The organism is Actinomadura gamaensis, assembly GCF_042652125.1.
GTDB classification, from domain to species: domain Bacteria; phylum Actinomycetota; class Actinomycetes; order Streptosporangiales; family Streptosporangiaceae; genus Spirillospora; species Spirillospora gamaensis.
The window spans coordinates 1,069,983-1,088,840 of sequence record NZ_JBHSIT010000001.1 but is presented as its reverse complement, the minus strand read 5'-3'; the positions used below and the strand labels follow the sequence as shown (position 1 = coordinate 1,088,840).

The 18,858-nt window shown below is 71.3% G+C and carries 24 protein-coding genes; 15 read left to right on the top strand and 9 right to left on the bottom strand.

Features of this window, described 5'->3' with window-relative positions:
• Positions 1-81 precede the first annotated feature (81 nt).
• Positions 82-1,635 (bottom strand): right-handed parallel beta-helix repeat-containing protein, encoded by a 1,554-nt coding sequence (locus tag ACFPCY_RS05100; protein WP_378252364.1) that lies wholly within the window; start codon positions 1,633-1,635, stop codon positions 82-84.
• A 553-nt stretch (positions 1,636-2,188) separates the two neighbouring features.
• On the opposite strand from ACFPCY_RS05100, the gene ACFPCY_RS05095 reads away from it, so the two are divergent.
• The gene (locus ACFPCY_RS05095; RefSeq protein ID WP_378252363.1) at positions 2,189-2,917 is read left to right on the top strand and encodes an alpha/beta fold hydrolase; all 729 of its coding nucleotides are present in this window, start codon (positions 2,189-2,191) and stop codon (positions 2,915-2,917) included.
• Between the two features lie 140 nt (positions 2,918-3,057).
• Here the strand turns inward: ACFPCY_RS05095 and ACFPCY_RS05090 are convergent, their stop codons facing one another.
• Entirely contained in the window at positions 3,058-3,495 is a 438-nt protein-coding gene (locus ACFPCY_RS05090; protein ID WP_378252362.1) for a nuclear transport factor 2 family protein, read from the bottom strand.
• 138 nt (positions 3,496-3,633) lie between these two features.
• Positions 3,634-4,134, bottom strand: coding sequence for a hypothetical protein (locus ACFPCY_RS05085; RefSeq protein WP_378252361.1), 501 nt, complete (start codon positions 4,132-4,134; stop codon positions 3,634-3,636).
• A 235-nt stretch (positions 4,135-4,369) separates the two neighbouring features.
• On the opposite strand from ACFPCY_RS05085, the gene ACFPCY_RS05080 reads away from it, so the two are divergent.
• From ACFPCY_RS05080 to ACFPCY_RS05055, 6 genes are read left to right on the top strand one after another with little or no spacing between them, the layout of a single operon-like run.
• On the top strand, positions 4,370-4,882 hold the full coding sequence (locus ACFPCY_RS05080) for a methylated-DNA--[protein]-cysteine S-methyltransferase (protein ID WP_378252360.1): 513 nt from the start codon (positions 4,370-4,372) through the stop codon (positions 4,880-4,882).
• A gap of 47 nt (positions 4,883-4,929) precedes the next feature.
• A complete protein-coding gene (locus tag ACFPCY_RS05075) occupies positions 4,930-5,409 on the top strand; it encodes an RNA polymerase sigma factor (RefSeq protein ID WP_378252359.1) in 480 nt (159 codons plus the stop codon).
• Positions 5,406-6,020, top strand: a complete 615-nt coding sequence (locus ACFPCY_RS05070; RefSeq protein WP_378252358.1) for a methylated-DNA--[protein]-cysteine S-methyltransferase — start codon at positions 5,406-5,408, stop codon at positions 6,018-6,020. Before ACFPCY_RS05075 ends, ACFPCY_RS05070 begins: the two co-directional genes overlap by 4 nt.
• Entirely contained in the window at positions 6,017-6,751 is a 735-nt protein-coding gene (locus tag ACFPCY_RS05065) for a 2OG-Fe(II) oxygenase (RefSeq protein WP_378252357.1), read from the top strand. Before ACFPCY_RS05070 ends, ACFPCY_RS05065 begins: the two co-directional genes overlap by 4 nt.
• Entirely contained in the window at positions 6,748-7,035 is a 288-nt protein-coding gene (locus ACFPCY_RS05060) for an Ada metal-binding domain-containing protein (protein ID WP_378252356.1), read from the top strand. Before ACFPCY_RS05065 ends, ACFPCY_RS05060 begins: the two co-directional genes overlap by 4 nt.
• On the top strand, positions 7,023-7,571 hold the full coding sequence (locus tag ACFPCY_RS05055; RefSeq protein WP_378252355.1) for a type 1 periplasmic-binding domain-containing protein: 549 nt from the start codon (positions 7,023-7,025) through the stop codon (positions 7,569-7,571). Before ACFPCY_RS05060 ends, ACFPCY_RS05055 begins: the two co-directional genes overlap by 13 nt.
• Before the next feature lie 281 nt (positions 7,572-7,852).
• Here the strand turns inward: ACFPCY_RS05055 and ACFPCY_RS05050 are convergent, their stop codons facing one another.
• Entirely contained in the window at positions 7,853-8,275 is a 423-nt protein-coding gene (locus ACFPCY_RS05050) for a helix-turn-helix transcriptional regulator (RefSeq protein ID WP_378252354.1), read from the bottom strand.
• A 233-nt stretch (positions 8,276-8,508) separates the two neighbouring features.
• Here ACFPCY_RS05050 and ACFPCY_RS05045 point away from each other — a divergent pair, with 233 nt between their 5' ends.
• Positions 8,509-9,525 carry an STAS domain-containing protein gene (locus tag ACFPCY_RS05045; protein WP_378252353.1) on the top strand — a complete coding sequence of 339 codons (1,017 nt, stop codon included), beginning with the start codon at positions 8,509-8,511 and terminating at the stop codon, positions 9,523-9,525.
• A 379-nt stretch (positions 9,526-9,904) separates the two neighbouring features.
• On the opposite strand, the gene ACFPCY_RS05040 is transcribed toward ACFPCY_RS05045, so the two are convergent.
• Complete coding sequence (locus ACFPCY_RS05040) at positions 9,905-10,222, bottom strand: winged helix-turn-helix transcriptional regulator (RefSeq protein WP_378252352.1); 318 nt, start codon at positions 10,220-10,222, stop codon at positions 9,905-9,907.
• Positions 10,223-10,393: 171 nt separating this feature from the next.
• Here ACFPCY_RS05040 and ACFPCY_RS05035 point away from each other — a divergent pair, with 171 nt between their 5' ends.
• Positions 10,394-11,317, top strand: a complete 924-nt coding sequence (locus ACFPCY_RS05035; protein WP_378252351.1) for an NAD(P)H-binding protein — start codon at positions 10,394-10,396, stop codon at positions 11,315-11,317.
• A gap of 230 nt (positions 11,318-11,547) precedes the next feature.
• On the opposite strand, the gene ACFPCY_RS05030 is transcribed toward ACFPCY_RS05035, so the two are convergent.
• Positions 11,548-12,228, bottom strand: a complete 681-nt coding sequence (locus tag ACFPCY_RS05030) for an alcohol dehydrogenase catalytic domain-containing protein (protein WP_378252350.1) — start codon at positions 12,226-12,228, stop codon at positions 11,548-11,550.
• Positions 12,229-12,365: 137 nt separating this feature from the next.
• On the opposite strand from ACFPCY_RS05030, the gene ACFPCY_RS05025 reads away from it, so the two are divergent.
• The 3 genes from ACFPCY_RS05025 to ACFPCY_RS05015 all read left to right on the top strand — a co-directional run bounded on the left by ACFPCY_RS05025 (position 12,366) and on the right by ACFPCY_RS05015 (position 14,167).
• A complete protein-coding gene (locus ACFPCY_RS05025) occupies positions 12,366-12,833 on the top strand; it encodes a DUF4265 domain-containing protein (RefSeq protein WP_378252349.1) in 468 nt (155 codons plus the stop codon).
• A 174-nt stretch (positions 12,834-13,007) separates the two neighbouring features.
• The gene (locus ACFPCY_RS05020) at positions 13,008-13,658 is read left to right on the top strand and encodes a helix-turn-helix transcriptional regulator (protein WP_378252348.1); all 651 of its coding nucleotides are present in this window, start codon (positions 13,008-13,010) and stop codon (positions 13,656-13,658) included.
• A 32-nt stretch (positions 13,659-13,690) separates the two neighbouring features.
• A complete protein-coding gene (locus ACFPCY_RS05015; protein ID WP_378252347.1) occupies positions 13,691-14,167 on the top strand; it encodes a DUF3291 domain-containing protein in 477 nt (158 codons plus the stop codon).
• A 117-nt stretch (positions 14,168-14,284) separates the two neighbouring features.
• Here the strand turns inward: ACFPCY_RS05015 and ACFPCY_RS05010 are convergent, their stop codons facing one another.
• Positions 14,285-14,896 carry a TetR/AcrR family transcriptional regulator gene (locus ACFPCY_RS05010; RefSeq protein WP_378252346.1) on the bottom strand — a complete coding sequence of 204 codons (612 nt, stop codon included), beginning with the start codon at positions 14,894-14,896 and terminating at the stop codon, positions 14,285-14,287.
• A 75-nt stretch (positions 14,897-14,971) separates the two neighbouring features.
• Between ACFPCY_RS05010 and ACFPCY_RS05005 the strand changes: the two genes are divergently transcribed.
• Positions 14,972-15,646, top strand: coding sequence for a carboxymuconolactone decarboxylase family protein (locus ACFPCY_RS05005; protein WP_378252345.1), 675 nt, complete (start codon positions 14,972-14,974; stop codon positions 15,644-15,646).
• 155 nt (positions 15,647-15,801) lie between these two features.
• Here ACFPCY_RS05005 and ACFPCY_RS05000 read toward each other — a convergent pair whose 3' ends face one another.
• The gene (locus ACFPCY_RS05000) at positions 15,802-16,587 is read right to left on the bottom strand and encodes a DUF1963 domain-containing protein (protein ID WP_378252344.1); all 786 of its coding nucleotides are present in this window, start codon (positions 16,585-16,587) and stop codon (positions 15,802-15,804) included.
• A 60-nt stretch (positions 16,588-16,647) separates the two neighbouring features.
• On the bottom strand, positions 16,648-17,298 hold the full coding sequence (locus ACFPCY_RS04995) for a CGNR zinc finger domain-containing protein (protein WP_378252343.1): 651 nt from the start codon (positions 17,296-17,298) through the stop codon (positions 16,648-16,650).
• Positions 17,299-17,401: 103 nt separating this feature from the next.
• Between ACFPCY_RS04995 and ACFPCY_RS04990 the strand changes: the two genes are divergently transcribed.
• The gene (locus tag ACFPCY_RS04990; protein WP_378252342.1) at positions 17,402-18,133 is read left to right on the top strand and encodes an arginase family protein; all 732 of its coding nucleotides are present in this window, start codon (positions 17,402-17,404) and stop codon (positions 18,131-18,133) included.
• Complete coding sequence (locus tag ACFPCY_RS04985; protein WP_378252341.1) at positions 18,130-18,645, top strand: hypothetical protein; 516 nt, start codon at positions 18,130-18,132, stop codon at positions 18,643-18,645. The genes ACFPCY_RS04990 and ACFPCY_RS04985 overlap by 4 nt, the downstream gene beginning before the upstream one ends.
• The last annotated feature ends 213 nt before the right edge of the window (positions 18,646-18,858 follow it).

The window sequence follows — 18,858 nt, the reverse complement described above, 5'->3', positions numbered from 1 at the left end:
GGGCGATGGTTCTCGTTGGGGACGAGCGGGCGGGCGGTGGATTTCGTTACATGGAGTGCGGGAGGCCGGACGGAGGTGCGGTTAGAGGCCGGGGCCGTTGTAGGCGCCGCGGTGGGGCTTGGCGGTGGAGGAGACGGGGTTGCCCCAGTAGTCCCGGCCGCCGTTGCCGCTCACCACGCCGCCGTTGTTCAGGGCGGGCGAGGTGGACCTGAGCTTGTAGCCGTCGACGGAGGTGAGGGTGTCGCCGCCGGTGCCGGGGTCGACGAACTGGGGGTCGCCGACGATGCCGTTGGCGGTCGGGCGCGGGACGCCCTGGAAGACGTTCCACAGCCAGGAGACGCCCGTCCCGGTGGGCAGGGTCGAGTCGGAGGTGCCGGTCCAGATGTTGTTCTCCAGCGTGCTGGTGGTCGGCACGTGGATGTCGAGCTTCTTGCCGGGGCAGTAGACGACGTTGTTGTAGAACAGCAACTTCGCCGCGTTCCCGTTGCTGATCATGCGGCAGTCCTGCTGGAAGACGTTGTAGCGGACGACCTCGGTGGGCGCGCCGGAGGTGCCGCAGCCGTCGCAGTTCAGGAAGATCCCGCCGGCGTTGTCGTGCGTGTAGTTGTACTGCACCAGGCAGGTGCCGGTGTTGCCCCAGTCGCAGTCGAACGCCTCGCTGTCGTAGGCGGACATGATGCTGCCGTACACCACGTTGTGCTGCATGGTCGGGTCGTGGTCCCCGAGCACCCAGATGCCGGCGAAGTTGCCGCCCGTCCAGGGGTGGGCGCCGGTGCCGAGCCCGGCAGCGGTGTTGTACTGGATCATCGGCGCCTCGGCGTAGGAGGCGATGATGCCGTCGCCGCCGACCGCGCTGACGGTGTTGTGCTCGATCAGCACGCCGGAGCCCCGGGCGCCGGCCGAGCCGACGCGGACCTTGATCCCGCCTCCGCCGCAGTTGCTGACGCGGGTGTCGTGGACGTGGACGTCGTTCAGGACCGAGCCGGCGTTGACCGCGCCGGTGCGGATGCAGGCGGAGTTGGAGAACTGCGCGGCCTGGGTCGCCTTGTTCGTCTGGCCGGCGACGTCGTCGACGATCAGGCCGTCGATGTCGTAGCCGCTGTGGACGCGGCCGTCGGTGGCCTGGATCAGCAGCCCTTCGCGCTGGGCGAGGGCGCTCGCCGGGTTGGTGAGCTTGATCGCGCCGATCGTCCAGTTGTCCTGGTCGGTGAGGCTGAGCGCGTTCTCGGCGCCGTTGCCGTTGATGACCGGCGCGGCGCCGCTGCCGTAGGGCGCGATGCTGATGGGCGCGTCGGCGGTGCCGCTCCCCTTCGGGGCCAGCGTGCCGGTGCAGGTGGTGCCGGAGGCGAGGGCCAGGGTGTCGCCGGGCTGGAAGGTCAGGGCGTTGACGGCGGCCAGGTTGTTGTAAGGGCTGGTCTGGGAGCCGTTGCCGTTGGTGGAGCGCGAGCAGTCCAGGTAGACGGTGCCGCCGGCCGCCGTCGCCGGTGCTGCCGTGAAGGCCGTCGCCGGTGCTGCCGTGAAGGCCGTGGCCGGTGCTGCGGTGAAGGCCGTGGCCGCGAGTGCGGCGAGGGCCGCGGCGAACCCGCGGTTCGCTCGTGAGACGGAGAGCTGCTTGACGATCGATCGGATCCTCATGGGGCCGTCCTTCATGTGCGGGCGACCGAAAATTAAGACGATCAAACGATCAAGTCAACACATTTCGATCAAATGATCGTTTTTTGATCGTTTGATCGACGATGCTCAGATACGCCTCCTTGGAGAAGCTGCTGGTCACGCCGTCCGGCGGCACTTCCCCGCTCCGTCGCCACCTCCGCCCACCCCCGCCCTCACCAAGCCGGGCGTTCGCGACCGCGTCCAGGCAGCCGGCTGGGGCGCGGCGACCACCGCCCCAGGCGAGGGCATGACGTCCGACCGTGCGCCGCCTGGCCCTGTCCCCCGTCCGAGCTACCGAGAATGTCCACCGTGCGGTGATGATCGACGGTTGGTCCGGTCGATAGCGTCCTCCACTTGATCGCGCCATTCCCGTCGGCACAATTCTTCGCTGGAGGACCTCGTGAACCGCATATTCAAGAGAAGCGCTGTGATCGCCGCCTGCTGCGCGATGGCCGGTGCAGGTCTCACCGCTTGCGAGGACGACTCCGACTCGCTCAAGGACGGCCTTCTCGTGGGCACCAAGAAAATCGAAGTCATGGGTCGGTCGGTCAACGTGTCCTGTACGGGTGACGCGACGAAAGGCAAGCCGGTCATCGTTCTGCTGCCCGGCCTCGGCGACGGTCTGGACAAGATGTCCGCGCTTCAGAAGACCCTGGGCGAGAAGAACTGGGTCTGCGTCTACGACCGGCTGGGCGAGGGCAAGAGCGAGAAGCCGAGCGGCCCGCAGACCGTCTCCGATGTGGGAAAGGTCCTGACCGCGGTGCTCAACCGGATCGCCCGCGGCCGGTCGGTCGTCCTGGCCGGGCACTCGCTCGGCGGGATGATCGCCGCGAGGTACGCTCCCGACCACCAGGACAAGGTCAAGGGGCTGGTCCTGATGGACGCGACCTCCCCGACCTCGGTCGCCGACATGAAGAAGGCGATCCCCCAGTCCGCGACCGGCCCCGCCTCCGAACTGCGCGCGCAGAGCTTGGCGGTCAGCCAGGGGAACAACCCGGAAATGCTCACCCTCACCGACGGAGAAGTCCGCTCAGCGGGGAACATTCCGGTGGAGGTGATCCAGCATGGAAAGAAGTACCTCGCGGCCGTTCCCACGTACGGTCCTCGCCTTGAGCGGGATTGGTCGGCTGGGCAGCACAAGTGGCTCAAGGTCTCCAGCCGGAGCACGCTGAGCACCGCCACGAACAGCCAGCACTACATTTACGTGGACCAGCCCGCCATCGCCGTCCAAGCCATCCAGCGCGTAGCCGCACGCGTCCACTGACCAGAAACCGCACGCCCGGCCACAGCGCAGGCGGCGGCGAGCAGATCCGCGGGAAGGGTGACGTTCCACAGCCGCACGGTTTCCAGCAGTGGGTGGCGCACGATTCCTGGGGAAACTCGCACGGTGTTTCCTGACCGGCTTCAGACCTCCAAGGTCACGCCTCGCGCTGCGGCGGCGGCCACGATGTTGACGTAGTCCCGTAGGTGAACGATCTGCCCTTCGCGGACGGTCAGGACGACGATGTTGGGCAGAGCGAACGCCCCGATCGTCGAGCTCGTGCCCAAGGCCTCCTGCTCGACGACGATCGTGTTCGGGTCGCCGGTGTCGTGGACCGCGAGAGTGCGGTAGCGCTCGTATTTCAGCGGGCCCGCGCTCCAGCTCGCCGCCATGAACGTCACGATCGCCTCGCGCCCTTCGAGACGAGGCGGCACTCCCGGTCGTGTGAAGGGGAATTCATGCACCGCGTCGGGCGCGTACACCCGGTTCATCTCATCCACCGACTGGCTGATGGCCGCTCGGCGAAACTTTTCCAACACCTCGCGCGCGTCCCCTGTGAACGCAAGCGACTCAGAGGTCATGGATCCAGTGTCCCACCCCGTCCTGAGGGTGCTCAGTACTTGTGCGCTTTTCGCCCCAGAGCATCAATGCGTGGCCTGATGAAAGGATGAGGCTTTCGCCGCGGCCCGCAGGCTGGGGCGCCGGATCGGACGGGTGCTTCACATGCGGGGTTTTACCTCGTATCTCGGGCCGAGGTCCGGGTCGTCCGCGCCGGCGAGCTCCGTCACCAGCCCGTGGACCGTCATCAGGTCGTGCAGCAGCGTGCGGGTCTCGTCCTTGGGCAGCCCGACCCGCCGTGCCGTCTCGTCGAGATCGACGCCCTGACCATCGTGCTCCGCCTCGGCGTCCGCCACGGCCTGGAACACCCGCTCATGCCGCTCGGAGTAGCCGGGCCGGCCGCGTCCGTGGAAGGTCCGGGTCTCCTCTGGGGCGGCCGGACGGGTCCCGTCGGCCTGACCGGCCTCCCACTGCTGCTTGCCCCGATGCGGCGAGGTCACCTTCTCCTCGTGCGTCAGCGAGTTCCGCCCGGTCAGGTGGCTGCGCTGTTTGGACGCCCCGGTGGTCTGCTTGCGGGCGCTGGGCGCCTCGCCGGCCCGGTGCGCCTCCCGTGCCGCCGCCCGGCGCTGCTGTTCGTTGCCTTCGACCTTCTTACGAACCATCACTCCTCCCCCTGGCTCCCGCCGCCCCTCCCCCGTACCCCGGCAGGGCCGCGTCTCACGCGGTCGAAAAGCCAAAGGCCACAAACGCAGGCAAAAGCCTCACCACTGACGAGGCGGCCCGTGCCGCCCGCGCCAGGCCCTCCGGCGATCGACGCGACGCGAGTGTGAGCGGGGACACATCTCACGTTCTCGGCCTCCGGGGCGTCTTCCAGGCGGAGACCGAGGGGGAACAGGGATGAACGTACGCCACGCGCTGGTGGAGACAACGCTCGGACAGATCACGCTCGTCGCGAGCGGCAACATGATCACCGGTCTCTACTTCCCGCGCCACCTCCGCAGGCCCGCCCGAGAGAGCTTCGGTGAGCGGGTCGCCGTCGAGCATGACGCGCTGCTCGGCGACGCGGCGACGCAGCTCGGGGAGTACCTGTCCGGTGGACGCCGCGCGTTCGACCTTCCGTTGGACGCGGACGGCGACGCCTTCCAGCACTCCGTGTGGAGCGTCGTCGCGGAAGTGCCGTTCGGCGAGACCACGACCTACGGCGCGATCGCGGAACGGCTCGGCGACAAGGCGCTCGCCTACCGCGTGGGCCAGGCGGTCGCCGCGAATCCGCTGTGCGTCTTCGTGCCGTGCCACCGGGTTCTCGGCGCGAACGGCAAGCTCACGGGGTATGCCGGCGGGCTGGAGCGGAAGCGGGCCCTGCTGGAGTTGGAGGAGCCCGCCCCGGTGAGCGCGGGACGACTGTTCTAGTGGAATCGCGTGAAGGACGCGCCGTCGCCGTAGTCAACGGGATGAAGATGAAGCAACCCTTCGAGGCAGTGGTCGTCCAGCACGGAGGCACCGTTCTGCGGGTCTGCCGCGCGCTGGTCGGAGTGCACGACGCGGACGACGCGTGGTCGGAGACCTTCCTCGCCGCGCTCCGCGCGTATCCGGACCTGCCGGAGACCGCGAACGTCGAGGCGTGGCTGGTGACGATCGCGCGCCGCAAGGCGATCGACGTCCACCGCGCCGCCCGGCGGAACCCGCTGCCGGTGCCGGAACTCCCGGAGGCGCCGGCCCTTGAGGCGGACGGCGCGGAGGTGTGGGCCCTGGTCGGCGACCTCCCCGAGAAGCAGCGGCAGGCGATCACCTTCCGCTACCTCGCCGGAATGTCGTACGCGGAGATCGCGGCGGTGCTCGGCGGCACGGTCGAGGCCACCAGACGTGCCTCGGCGGACGGCCTCAAGAACCTCAGGAAGAACTATCCGGGCGCGATCGCGAAAGGGGCACGATCATGAGCGACACGCAAGGCGACGACCTCCTCAAGGCCCTCTCGGCGCCCATCGGCGCGGAGAAGCTGGCGATGCTGCACCGACGGCTCGAAGCCGCCGCCCAGGCGGAGGACCTGCTCGACGTGGCCTACACGACCGTGGACAGTCCGGTAGGAGAACTGCTGCTCGCGGCCACCCCGAGAGGACTCGTCCGGGTCGCCTACGAGGTCGAGGGCCACGACCGCGTCCTCCAGGCGCTCTCGGAGACGATCAGCCCGCGCGTCCTGCGGGCCCCGAAGCGCCTGGACGCCGCGGCCCGCGAGCTGGAGGAGTACTTCGAGCGCCGCCGGCAGCGCTTCGACCTGCCGTTGGACCTGTCGCTGTCGCGCGGGTTCCGGCAGCTCGTCCAGAAGCGCCTGCCGGACATCGGCTACGGCCAGACGCGCAGCTACAAGGAGATGGCCGAGATGGTCGGCAGCCCGAAGGCGGTTCGCGCCGTCGGGACGGCCTGCGCGACCAATCCCCTCCCGGTCGTCGTCCCCTGCCACCGCGTGCTCCGCACCGACGGATCCCTCGGCGGCTACATCGGCGGACTCCAGGCCAAGACGACCCTGCTCGAACTGGAGGCGGCGGCATGAGGGCCGAGACGATCCGGTCGGCCGATCCCTGGCTCGCCCGCGTCGAGTCGGCCGACTGGCCGGCGGTGGCCGCCGAGCTCGACGAGTACGGAGGAGCGCTCCTCCCCCGGCTCCTGACGTCCGAGGAGACCGCCGAGCTCCGCGACCTGTACGAGCGCGACGAGATGTTCCGCAGCACCGTCGACATGGGCCGCCACCGTTTCGGCGAGGGCCAGTACCGGTACTTCCGGGCGCCCTACCCGGAACCGGTCGAGCGGCTGAAGCAGGCGCTCTACCCCCGGCTGCTGCCGATCGCCCGGGACTGGTGGACGAGGCTCGGCCGGCCGGCGCCCTGGCCTGACACCCTGGACGAGTGGCTGCACATGTGCCACGAGGCCGGCCAGACCAAGTCGACGGCGATCCTGCTGAAGTACGGCGAGGGAGACTGGAACGCGCTCCACCGCGATCTCTACGGCGACCTCGTGTTCCCGCTCCAGGTCGTCGTCAACCTGAACGAGCCGGGTGTGGACCACACGGGCGGCGAGTTCTTGCTGGTGGAACAGCGGCCCCGCGCCCAGTCCCGCGGCACGGCGACGCTCCTGCCGCACGGGCACGGCTACGTCTTCACCACGCGCGATCGTCCGGTGAAGTCGGCTCGGGGCTGGTCGGCCGCGCCCGTCCGGCACGGCGTCTCCGCGATCCGTTCGGGCGAGCGGCACACGCTCGCCCTCGTCTTCCACGACGCGGCGTGAACACCGCGAAGAGCTACATCCTCACCGGCGCGGACGGCCGTCCCGAGGCGTCACCCGTCAGGGGCGCCTGGGGCGGCAACCGCGCGGAGAAGATCTACGGGCGCCTCGACTGCCCGTCGGCGCTCCGTGCGATCGCACGCGGCGGGTATGTGGCCAATCGCGTGTTCTTCGCCGACGAGGCGACCGCGCTCGCGGCCGGCTACCGGCCTTGCGGAGTCTGCTGCAAGGACCGCTACCAGGCGTGGAAGAGCGCCCGGGAACGAGGGGAACCATGGACGCACTGAGCAGCCCGCTCCTGCGCGCACACGCGGCATCGCCGGCGGAATGCCCGATCACCGACGCCGAGGTGGCGACGCTCGTCGCGCTGGCCCGCGCCCGGGGCGCGCGGACACTCGCGATCGGCTCGGGCCGGCCCCCGCTCGCCCTCGCCGCCGCCCGAACCGTCGCCGGAGCCTGGGAGTCGGCCGGAGGCGACATCGCGTTGAAGCTCACCTGGCCCGAGACGGCCGCCTCATGGCTCCGCCAGGCCACCCGGTTCGCCGCCGCCCCGGCCGACCTGTGGATCATGCTCGGCCCGCCCCTCGGCTGGGCGCAGATGACCAGGCGCCTCCTGTGGTCCACCACCTGGAGCCCGGCGCGCACGCTCCTCGCGGGCGCGGTCTCCGACGACCGGACGCTCGACCTCGTCAGACGCCACAACCTCCCCGGAATCGCCGGCACCACCCGCGACGGAACCCCCTGGCACCTCGACGCCCAAGACCACATCGTCCCCCACGCGAAAGAACACACTCAGCCCCACATGACCAACAGGGCACGCTGACCGCTCGGTGCGGCGTCTACGCGCCCGGCGCCGCGCCCCCAAAGACGAGCGGCCCGTGTGTGGTCCGACGCCGCGCCCCAGCTAAAAGACACCACGCAGAGAAGGCGCGGCGGTCGGTGGCCGCGCATCCTCCAAGCGCCCGTCCCTCTGACGTCGTGTGGGGACGGCCTCCAGGAGGCGCCGCGCAAGGTCGTGCTGGACGGCCCGTTCGTCGCGGTCCGCGCGATGCTGATCACCGATGGTGCTTCGTCGCGCGGGTCGTCCCGCTCTGCGAGGGGGGTTCAGGTCGGGTTCGGGACGGTGGGGTCGGGCTCGTCTGACGACGCGTCCGGAGGGTCCGGCGGGGGCTGCGGGTCGGTGAGCAGTTCGATGAGGCCGGCGATGCTCTGCCGGGCCTCGGTCGGGTGGCGGAAGGGACGGTCGGGGTGGATGGTGTAGTGGTTGCGGCGCCCGACTCGCACGCGGGTGAGGTAGGCGGCCTTTTCCAGGTCGTTGAGGATGCTCTGCGCGGTGCGTTCGGTGATGCCGACGTCCACGGCGACGTCGCGGACCCGGGCGTGCGGGTTGCGGGCGATGTGGACCAGCACCCGGGCGTGGTTGGTCAGGAACGTCCAGGGCTTGCCCTGTCCATCAACGGAGACTTGGTCCGCACTGCCGGACCCGCGCGCTGCACCGTCGAGTCCGCGCTCTGCGTCGGCGGGCACGCGTTCGCCGGATGGGGTTGCCGTGATCGGGCCCACCTCCCTAAACGGCCACGGTTTGGTGACCTGAGTTGGCACCGGAGCCGCGGCCGCTAACCTGAAGCCAGACTACCGAAAACTATTTCAGGTGACATTCGTCCGTCGTTGTTCACTGCCTCGTGCAGCCGGTGGGACCAGGACCGGGCTCGGATTCACCGGCGTGTCATCGCGTCCCGGACCGAGGGGCAAGGTGTGCGGTGTCGTATGTGCGTGGCGCGGGCGCGCCGCTGGACTGGCAGGTCTCCCGCCGGGGCCGGCATCTGCTGGTCGCCCTGGCCGGTGAGGTCGACGCGTCCAACTCCCGTCGGCTGACCCGCCGGCTCATCCTGCTCGTCGACCAGGCCGCCCGGGAGAGCGCCGCGCGCGGGTCGCAGGGCCGCGGCATCGGTCCGGTGGCGCTGGTGGTGGACCTGGCCGGGTTGCGGTTCCTGGACGCCGCCGGAATCTCCTCGCTGGTCACCGCCGCCAACGCCGCCCAGGAGCTGGGCGTGGCCTACGCGGTGGCCGGAGCGCGCGGCCGGGTCGCCCGAGTCCTGGAGGCCGGCGGCCTGACCGGCGTCGCGAGCTGGCTGCACCCCGAACTGATCGACGCGATGACCGCCGTCATGGACGCCACCACACCCCTTCCAACCGCCGATCAGACTCCCGCCGATCCGGGTGACGCCGCTCCGCTCCCGGCCCGTGGGGACGCGGACGGCGCCCATCCCGACCGGACGGACACCACCGCCGCCGGCGCATCGCCCCCACAGCAACCGACCGCGTCACCCGCCGAGCACCGGACCGCGGGGCCGCCCGCACTGCCTGCGGGAAGGAAACCGGTCGGGGAGCTGCTGAGCGCCCGGACCAGCACGCTCGGCGCGTTCACCGTGATCGCGTTGCACGGCGAGCTGGACCGCCTCACCCACCCCATCGCCGACCACGCCTGCCGACACGCCCAGACGAACACCGTCGGCGCGCACCTCATCCTGGACCTGTCCGGCCTGCACTTCGCCGACGCCAACGGCCTGGCGGTGTTCGTCCAGGCGATGCGCCGCGCCGACACCCACGGTGGCACCCTGGCGCTGGCCGCCGCCAACACCCGGCTCCAGCGCAAACTGTCGATCACCGGCCTGACCCGCCGCATCCCGGTGTTCCCCACCGTCCTGGCCGCGACCCGCCTCACACCCCTCACCACACCCGGCACCACCGAAAAGCCACCGCCAGCACCAAACTGACGGCGGTTTCGAGGCAGGCGACGACACATTCCCAGCCGAACCTGGCCGGCCGCAGCGCGGGGAGCCCACTGCCACCAGCGAGCGGCGCCTCGCTGGTGCCGGGAGGTGAGGAGTTCGCGGATGACTGGGGCCGGTCGTCCTCGCCCCGAGCCCGCCGCGACGGCCGTCCGATCCGTCCAGCAGCAGCGGGGGCACAGGACGCCTGCTGCGCGCGCGGTCCAAGACCTCCCGACCTGGATGAGCGGCGCCGAGCCGAGGCTACGCAGCGTGGCACTTCGTTTCTGCGCTCCTCCCCCCGCCCCGCCAGAGGGCTACCGCCGATTCCTGTACTCAGCGTCCTCGCAGGCCGAGCGGGTGTGGCCAGTGACCTGTCCGGGGTCTAAGCGTGCTCTTGGTCCCAGCGGCTGCGGGCGGCGGCGATGGCGTCCATGTGGTCGCGGGACCAGTCGGCCAAGGCGGACACCATGTCCGCCAGGCTCCTACCTGTCGGAGTGAGCCGGTAGTCGGTCTGCGGCGGGATGGTCGGATAGACGGTCCGTTCGACCAGCCCGTCACGGCACAGCCGTTTCGTCGTCAGCGTGAGCATCCGCTGCGAGATTCCCGGGATCGCCCTTTCCAGCTCCCGGAAGCGGCGCACCCCCTTGGACAGCTCGACCAGGACGAGCACGGTCCACCGATCACCGAGCCGGTCGAGCACATCGCGTATCCCGCAGTCGTCATCGCCACATGGTCCGGTGGGAACAGGGCCGTTGACCTGTGGGATTACCGCCCTGTTCGTGACTGACACGAGAGTGCCTCCTTACGGTGCCGCAGTCCGGCGCGGATGATCGGTCGCGTTCCACCCTGCACCAACATCAAGGAGCGTCAAATGATTCTCGTCACCGGCATCTCCGGCGGGCTCGGCGGCCTGATCTTCCGCGGCCTCTCCGGCGAGGACGGCCTGGACGTGGTCGGCGGCACCCGCTCGGGTGACGGGATGACCGCACGCCGGATCGACTTCGACGACCCGGCGTCGCTCAGCGACGGCTTCCGGGGCGTGGACGTCCTGGTGTTCGTCTCGGCCGGATACGCCGAGGACGACGTCGTGCTCGCCCGCCACGGCGCCGTGGTGGACGCGGCGGAGGCCGCGAGCGTCCGGCATGTCGTCTACACCAGCCTGGCGGGTTCGGGCGACCTGTTGACGATCGCGCTGCCGCACCGCTGGACCGAAGCGCGACTCGCCGGGGCCTCGTTCGATGTGACGATCCTGCGCAACGGCCTCTACGCCGAGGTTCCGGTCGGGTTGGCCGCGGCCGCCGCCTCGTCGGCCGCCGAGACCGGCGTCTTCGCCGCCGCGTTCGGCGCGGGACGGGTGTCCGTCGTGGCGAAGCAGGACCTGGCGGAGGTCGCCGTCCGGGTCGCGGCGGAGATCCAGCACGACCTCGCCGCCGGCCGCGGCAGCCGCCACGCGGGCAGGACCTACGAACTGGAGGGTGTCGAGGCGATCGGTGGTCAGGACATCGCCGAGGTGCTGAGCGACGCGCTGGACCGTCCGGTCGGCTACCAGCCGATCTCCCTGTCCACCGCGCGCGAGGCACTGGCCGGCAGCGGCCTGGAGCCCTACCAGATCACCCACACGCTCTCGCTGTTCTCCAACCTCAACGCCGGATACCTCCAGGCCGACGGCACCGACCTGACCGCGCTCCTGCCGACCCGGCCCCGCCCCGTTCGGGACCAGATCGTCCAGGCCGTCGAGGACGGCGGCTACCAGTCCCGGTCGGTGACCTCCCGGGCCGTCACCAGCCGGACCTGACACCGGCACGATGGGGGCGGCGCGGAAGACACGGATCGAGATCACCTCGCGCCGCGGACCCACTGTCGCGATCCGCCCGGCTGCAACGCCCGCGCTGGTCCACCGCGACAGCAAACCCGGCATGTGCACCGCGAACGCGGGTCGCGGCGTGTGCGGCGACGCCTCTCCCTCAGGCCGGCCTCCGGGGTCACCCGCGTCGAGCCGCGTGCGGGCCACGCGGTCGCGGGTGGTCAGAAGCCGGTGAGGGTGATCTTTCCGATGGCGGTGCCCGATTCGAGGATGCGATGGGCTTCGCGGAGGTGTGCGGCGTTGATGGCGCCGAGGTCGCGGGTGGCGGTGGTGGTGAGGACGCCGCGGTCCACGAGCCGGGCCATCCGGGTGAGGATCAGCTGCGTCACCATCGCGCCGACGCCCCCGGCGGCGGCGGTCACCAGCAGGGCCCCGGTCTGGTCGAACGGCGCATGGCGCAGCCCCAACTGCTCGAACAGCCCCTCCCACGCGGTCAGCGAGGTCAACGGCAGCGCGGCGGCCTCGGCGAAGGAGAGGGTGGCGGGCTTGCGGGCGACGACGCGCTCGTCGACGGCGTGGAAGCGGGAGTCGGCGCCGGGCCGGTCGATCGCGCCGGCGTAGTAGACCTCGTCGCCGACCTCGAAGAGCGCCACCCGGTCCCCGGTCGCGACGACGGTGCCCGCGGCGTCCCAGCCCAGCACCTTGGGCTCGCCGTGCGGGTCGGTGTTCTGGCGGACCTTGAAGTCCACGGGGTTGACGGCGACGGCCTCGACGCGCACGAGCAGGTCGTGCGGCCCCGGCCGCGGGACGGGCAGCTCGACGTCGATGAGGCTCTCCTCGTCGTCCACCGGCAGGCTCTTGCGGTAGGCGACGGCGGGCATCGGTTTCTGGATGTCGGTCAAGGCTCTTCTCCGTGGTCGAAAGGAAAACGGCGGGCGCGGCCCGGGACAGGTTCCCCCTTCCCCGGACCGCACAGCCTGACCCAGGCACCCGTGCATCACCGGGCCATGACGGCTTCGTTGATCGATAAAATCGCCCAGTGACGACGGACGGGCGAGGCCACCATCACCTCAACCTCTTGGCCGAGAGCGCTTCGGGGCCGCCGGTCCGTGAACCGGTGCCCGTGGTGCGCGTCTCCGACGGGCGCTACCGCCTGGAGGCGACTCCCGCGCTGGTCGATGGATGCGCCGCTGGAGACGTCGTCGAGGTCGATCGGGACGGCCGGGTGTCGGTCATCGAGCGGGGCGGGAACCTGGCCATCCAGTCGTTCGCCGAGCGCGGCCCGTTCCGCATGGACCAGATCGACGCGTTGCGGGAAGCGTTCGCCGCGGAGGGCGGGCTGGTCGAGTTCCCGCCTCACCAGCGGTTCGTGGTCGTCACCGTGGCGGCCCGGGTCGGCTTTCCCCGCGTCGAGGCGGTCATGGACGCGTGGTCGCAGGCCACGGGAAGCGGCTGGTCCTTCGGCAACGTCTACGACGAACAAGGTGAGCCTCTGCACTGGTGGTAGACGCCGCCCCCGCGTTCCGGCCGCCAGGTCGTCCAGGAATCCGGCGCGGTGGACTTCCTGGAAGCCAACGTCGAACCACGCAGGATCGTCGTCCACGCGCTCGCCACGCCCTCGTGTCTCTCGTGCGGTTTCCGGTGACCGGCCGGGGTCGGTGGGGTCCCTAGACTCGCGGACGTGGAGGACATCGAGGCGGTCGCCGCGCTCCGGGATCCGGTGCGCCGCCGCTTGTACGAGTACGTGGCGGCGCAGGGCCGCGAGGTCGGGCGGGACGAGGCGGCGGAGGCGGCCGGGGTCCAGCGGACGCTGGCCGCGTTCCATCTGGACAAGCTCGTCGCCGTGGGGCTGCTGGAGGTGGGGACGCGGCGCCTGACGGGACGGGCCGGGCCCGGGGCGGGACGTCCGGCGAAGGTGTACCGGCCGGTGGCGGCCGAGCTGGTGGTCTCGGTGCCGCCGCGCGACTACCCGACCGCGGCGGGGGTGCTGGCGGAGGCGGCCGAGGCGGCCGGCCTCGACGACGAGGTGCGGACGGCGGCCCGCCGCGCCGGGCGCGCGGTGCAGATCCCCGAGCCGCGAGATGTGCCGGCGGTGCGCGAGGCGCTGGAACGCCGCGGGTACGCGCCGTCGGCCGGGGAGGACGGCGTCGTCCGGCTGATGAACTGCCCGTTCCACGTGCTGGCGGAGCGGTTCCCCCCGCTGGTGTGCGGGATGAACCTCGCTCTGCTCGAAGGGGTGCTGGAGGGCGTGGACGGGCTGCGGGCGCGGATGGACGCGCGGCCGGGACGGTGCTGCGTCGTCCTGGAACCTTCTAAAACCAACAATCATTGACATAGAAGCGAGGGGCGTGGTGGGGTGACGGCATGACCGGCTTCCACCTTGCCCAGTTGAACGTGGCCACCCTCCGCTTCCCCCTGGACGACCCGCGCACCGCCGACTTCGTCGCGCTGCTGGACCCGATCAACGCGCTCGCCGACGCCGCCCCCGGCTTCGTCTGGCGGCTGGTGGAGGAGGGCTCGAACGACGCCACCGGACTGCGCCCGGCCGGCGAGGACGTCATCGTCAACTTCTCGATGTGGGAGTCGGTCGAGGCCCTGTGGGAGTTCGCGTACCGCAGCGGGCACCTCGAGCTGCTGCGCCGCCGCCGCGAGTGGTTCACCCGGCCCGCCGCGGCGCACTCGGTGCTCTGGTGGGTCCCCGCGGGAGACGTTCCGACCATCGCGGAGGCCGTCGAGCGCCTCGAACTGCTGCGCGCGGACGGGCCGTCCCCGCGCGCGTTCACCTTCGCCGACCGCTACGCCCCCGCCGACCTGGACGAGCTGACCGAGCCCGTCCGGTAACGACACCCGCAACCCGGGAGGGAGAGGTTCTCAGGACGCGGAAGCGTCCATCTCCTCATCGAAGCAGCGGAGTCAGGGGCAGAAGTCCGAGGCCGCCACGGCGGTGCTTCGGTGTGGTCAGTCGCCGGGCGTGACGCCCACGAGCTTGGCGAGGAAGCGGTCGACCTGGTCCTCGAACGGCGGCCACGGGTGGTCCGGCTGGTTGACGCGCATGGAGATGGCGCCGTGGACGGCGGAGCGCAGGTCCAGGGAGACCTCGGCCGCGTCGCCGGACGGCGCCAGGCCTGCGTCCATGCAGCGCTGGACGGCGGCGGTGGTGCCCTCGGCCAGGGCCCGCTTGAACGCCATCGACTCGCGCTGGTTGAGCGTGCTCTCGTGCATGACCTTGTAGAGGCCGGGATGCCGCCGGACCCACCGCCCGAGCAGGAGCACCCGCGCGCGGAGCTTGGCGACCGGGCCCGCCTGCTCCTCCTCCGCCTGGTCGACGGCGCGCATGAGGTCGTGGTGCGCGCGTTCCAGCGTCGCGAGGACGAGCCGGTCCCGGTCGGCGAAGTGGATGTAGACCGACGTCGCCGCGATGCCGAGCTCGCGCGACACCGCGCGCAGCGACAGCGCCTGGTCGTCGCCCAGCTCGTCCAGCAGGCGGAGGGTGACGGCGAGGATGTCCTCCCTCAGGCGCGCCCCCTGGCCGCGCGGGTTGCGGCCCCGGGACGCCGAGATCTTCTCCATGGCCGCCCATTGTAGGGGCGCGCCTGTTGCCCTACAGTCGTAGCACTACAGCTGTTCACCTAGGAAGGACGAGCGATGGGACCGCAGATCCAGGACCCGGTGTTCGCCGAGATGGCCGACGCGACCGACCGCCTGCTCTGGGACGGGCTGCCGGAGCTGTCCCGGCGGGAGAAGGCGCTGCTGTGCCTCGTCGCCGACGTGTGCGAGCAGACCCTCGGGTCCCCGTTCGAACGGCACGTGAGGCTCGCCTACGAGAACGGCGCCTCCCCCGACGACGTGCGCGAACTTCTCCGCTTCATCTCCTACGACAGCGGCTACCCGGCGGCGGCCGCCGCCCTCGACCGGCTCGTCGAGGTCGAGCGGGAGCTCGGCGCGGCCCCGACCGGCGCGGGGCACGAGGTGAACGCCGACGGGACGGGAAGCCCGCTTCCCTCGCCGATGCTCCAGGCCGTCCGCGACCTGGACGGGGGCTTCGCCGAGTACATGGAGCTGCAGTCCCGGATGCGGGGCGGGATGGAGATGCTCAGCGTGCGGGAGCGCGCGTTCGCCACGATGACCGTGGACGTGCTGTACCAGACCCTCCAGGAGAGCTTCCGCGCGCACACGACGCGCGCGCTCGGCGCCGGCGCGACACCGGACGACCTCCGGGCCGTCGTGCGGTTCTCGGCGCTGTTCGGGATGACCCGGGCATGGCGGGCGCTGCACGTCCTCGACGCGCTGCTCGCCGAGGCCCGGGCCGTCCCCGCCTGACGACACCGCGAGCACATCCGCCTACGCGACGGCCGCGGCGACGCCCACCTCGCCGCGCCCGCCGAAAGGCACGCCACCCGCGACCGCCGAAAGGCACGCCGCCCGCGACCGCCGCCGCTCTCAGCGCCGACGCGGCCAACTCGGACGCCTCGGTCTCAGAAGGCGTCGACGTAGACGTACACCCGGTCGAAGCGGAGAGCGGCCAGGTCGGCGCGGCGGATCACCCAGTGGAACAGGCCCGCTTCCAGCTCTTCGCAGTCGTCCTCGCCGCGCCAGGTGGCCAGCAGCGTCCACTCGTCGCCGCCCGCGGCCGGCAGCGGCACCTCGTCCCGGGCCACCTCGACCGGGTCCCAGTTGAACACGACCGGCTCGCCGCCGAGCTGGAAGCGCCAGTGAGGACGCCAGCCGACCACATGCGACCAGGCGGACTCCAGCTCGGCCGCCTGCTCCGACTCCTCGTCGTCGTCCTCCTCGCGCCACGGCCACGACCACTGGTGGAAGCAGAAGTCCAGGCGCGCCCGGCGGTAGGTGCCCGGACCGTCGTCCGGGTCGACCGGACGCTCCGACAAAGGCGTCCCGGCCGGCACGTACCGGACGGCGTCGGCGGCTACCGCCCCGCTCCCCGGATCCGGGTCGGCGAAGAACAGCAGCCGGCCCTCGGTGGGCAGCGGCAGGTCCGTCACCCCGGGCGGCAGGGCCGCGCAGTCGACGGCCGCGACGAACGCCGCCGCCGGCGCGGGGGCGCCGTCCGGCAAAAGCGGGTCCCCGCCGGTCAGCGCCACGACCGGGCCGGGGCCGTCCGACGCAAGATAGATGGCCGGACGAGCGGTGCGTATGTACGCCTCCACCTCGGCGGACGAAAACCCCCGTGCGGCGGCCTCCGCACGAAAGCGGTCGGCCCTCGCCGCCGGCGTCTCTTCCATGGTTTCCCTGTCAGTCACGACAGGAGCCTAAAGCCGCCCCCCAGCGCTACGCCCGGACGCAGATCGCCGAAGCCCTTCTCACTCAGGCTTCACGAGCGCCGTCGACTGGCGTTTGCGCTGGTAGTGGGTTCGACCCTTGGCGGAGTTCCCGCAGGTGGCCATGTCGCACCAGCGGCGGCGTCCGCCTCGGGAGCTGTCGATGAACACCCAGCCGCAACGAACTCCGGGGCAGACGCGCGTGCGTTCCGGCGGCAGCGACCGCAGCAGGTCGAACGCCTCCAGGACGAGCCTGTGGCCGAGGTAGTCGAGCCCCGAGGTCGCGACGTCGATCTGCAACTCCGCCGTGTTCTCCCGGACGGTCAGGTGCGCGCCGGCGGCGGCGTGCTTCCATCGCCTCTCGACGCGGCGGACGGCCTCCGCGGGGGCCGGATCGTCCTGGCGGACGAGGGCCGTGACGAGATCGTGCAGATCTTCCCGCAGCTCGCGGGTGCGATCCAGGGCTCGCGCGGCGCCGGCGGGGTCGGCCTCGGCGAGCCGTTCCAGGGCGACGAGCGCGTCGGGATCGAAGTGCTCGGTGAGGGCGGCCCACTCCAGCAGGCGCGGGTAGCCGTCGAGCCGGTCGACCGGATCGGCGTTGCGGGCCGTCACCGTGTTCAGCAGATCGATGACGACGTGCCCGCCGACCAGGTCACGAGGCCTGAAGGCATGCGCCTGGATGGTTTCCGTCACGCGTGACCGCCTTCCTGCTCGCGCGCGCCGTTTTGCGCCGACCCGTCCAACCGATGTACTGATGTTATCCGGTTGGATTGCTTCCCGCTGAAAGGAGGCGGCCTTGGCTGCCGCCGTCGAGCTCATCGCTGCCCCCTGGAACCTCGGCCAGGCGCCTCCGGCACCGGGACGCGAGCCCGAGGCATGGCGCGGACCGCGAGCACTGCTGTCGGCGGGACTGGAGGAACGGCTCCGCCCGGAGCGGACGGTGGAACTGGAACGTCCGCCGTACGAGTTCGACCCGCAACCGGCCACCCGCATCCGCAACGGGGTGACGCTCCGCGAGCACGCGCTCCGGCTCGGCGCCGCCGTCCGGTCGGCGCTCGCGGCCCTGCGGTTCCCGGTCGTCCTGGGCGGTGATCGCAGCGTCCTGCTGGGATCGCTGCTCGGCGCGCGACACGCCGGCCGCTGCGGTCTGGTCCACCTCGCCACGCACCAGGACGTCCGGGCGTCCGGCACGTCCTTGGCTTCGGCCGACGGCATGGCACTGGCCCTCGCCACGGGCCGGGGCGAACTACTGCTCAGCCACTGGCCAGGGGCGGGAACGCTGATCGCCACCGACGACGTGTTCCACAGCAGCGACGCCGCCGTCCGCCGGGACCGCCTCTGGCTCCATCTCGACCTCGATGCGTTCCTGGCCCACGACCCCGCACAACTCACCGAACTGGTCGGCACCGGACGAGTGGTCGGGCTCGACATCGCCGTCCCCGACCCGGACGCGGTGGACGCCGCCCGCGCCGTCGGCCTCCTCGGCTCGGTCCTGTCCCCGCTCGCGTCCCGGGAGGCGCACGCATGAAGACGCTGCTTTCCGACGGTCCCAGTGCCCACCACCCGACCGAGATCGAGCAGTTCGGACGCCTCGCCGGGCAGTGGACGACCCGGATCACCTACCACCCGGCCGACGGCTCGCCGTCCCGCACGATCAGCGGCGAATGGGAGTTCGGCTACGCCCTGGAGGGCCGGGCCGTCCTGGACGTCTGGCGCTGGCCCGGCCGCGAGGACGTGCCCGCCACGGGCCGCACCCCCGACCAGGAGTGCGGCCTGTGCGTGCGGATCTGGGACCCGCGCCTCCAGCTGTGGCGGTTCACCTTCCACGGCACCGCCCGCGGCGACCTGCTGCACATGTTCGCCCGGCGGATCGGCGACGAGATCGTCATGGAGCGCGCGGCCGGGAGCGACCTCGTCCGCTGGACGTTCGGCGACATCACCGCCGACACCTTCCACTGGCGCAACCAGCGGTCATCCGACGGTGGGCGGACCTGGCGCCTCGACCAGGAGGTCCACGCCCGCCGCTTGAAAAGCCACTGATCGCTGAGCGTTCGCGCAGGTCAGTGGATGATGATCAGGTAGGGCGGGCGGGACTCGAACCCACCGCGACAAGCCTGTTGAACTGGTTCTTGGGCAATTCTAGTCCCCGGAGGCCAGACAAGGCAGACGTTCTGCACCGCTCCCGGACGCCCCGAACCGCCCGTGTTCCCAATTGGCCACACCGACGATCACCTGCATGCCGACCCGACGCCG

Excerpts from the sequence above, each read along its gene's own strand:
- ACFPCY_RS05100 (WP_378252364.1), bottom strand. The coding sequence starts at position 1,635 with ATGAGGATCCGATCGATCGTCAAGCAGCTCTCCGTCTCACGAGCGAAC.
- ACFPCY_RS05075 (WP_378252359.1), top strand. The coding sequence starts at position 4,930 with ATGAAGCAACCCTTCGAGGCAGTGGTCGTCCAGCACGGAGGCACCGTT.
- ACFPCY_RS05095 (WP_378252363.1), top strand. The coding sequence starts at position 2,189 with ATGGGTCGGTCGGTCAACGTGTCCTGTACGGGTGACGCGACGAAAGGC.
- ACFPCY_RS04985 (WP_378252341.1), top strand. The coding sequence starts at position 18,130 with ATGAAGACGCTGCTTTCCGACGGTCCCAGTGCCCACCACCCGACCGAG.
- ACFPCY_RS05090 (WP_378252362.1), bottom strand. The coding sequence starts at position 3,495 with ATGACCTCTGAGTCGCTTGCGTTCACAGGGGACGCGCGCGAGGTGTTG.
- ACFPCY_RS05070 (WP_378252358.1), top strand. The coding sequence starts at position 5,406 with ATGAGCGACACGCAAGGCGACGACCTCCTCAAGGCCCTCTCGGCGCCC.
- ACFPCY_RS05035 (WP_378252351.1), top strand. The coding sequence starts at position 10,394 with ATGATTCTCGTCACCGGCATCTCCGGCGGGCTCGGCGGCCTGATCTTC.
- ACFPCY_RS05005 (WP_378252345.1), top strand. The coding sequence starts at position 14,972 with ATGGGACCGCAGATCCAGGACCCGGTGTTCGCCGAGATGGCCGACGCG.
- ACFPCY_RS05085 (WP_378252361.1), bottom strand. The coding sequence starts at position 4,134 with ATGGTTCGTAAGAAGGTCGAAGGCAACGAACAGCAGCGCCGGGCGGCG.
- ACFPCY_RS05055 (WP_378252355.1), top strand. The coding sequence starts at position 7,023 with ATGGACGCACTGAGCAGCCCGCTCCTGCGCGCACACGCGGCATCGCCG.
- ACFPCY_RS05080 (WP_378252360.1), top strand. The coding sequence starts at position 4,370 with ATGAACGTACGCCACGCGCTGGTGGAGACAACGCTCGGACAGATCACG.
- ACFPCY_RS05015 (WP_378252347.1), top strand. The coding sequence starts at position 13,691 with ATGACCGGCTTCCACCTTGCCCAGTTGAACGTGGCCACCCTCCGCTTC.
- ACFPCY_RS05065 (WP_378252357.1), top strand. The coding sequence starts at position 6,017 with ATGAGGGCCGAGACGATCCGGTCGGCCGATCCCTGGCTCGCCCGCGTC.
- ACFPCY_RS05010 (WP_378252346.1), bottom strand. The coding sequence starts at position 14,896 with ATGGAGAAGATCTCGGCGTCCCGGGGCCGCAACCCGCGCGGCCAGGGG.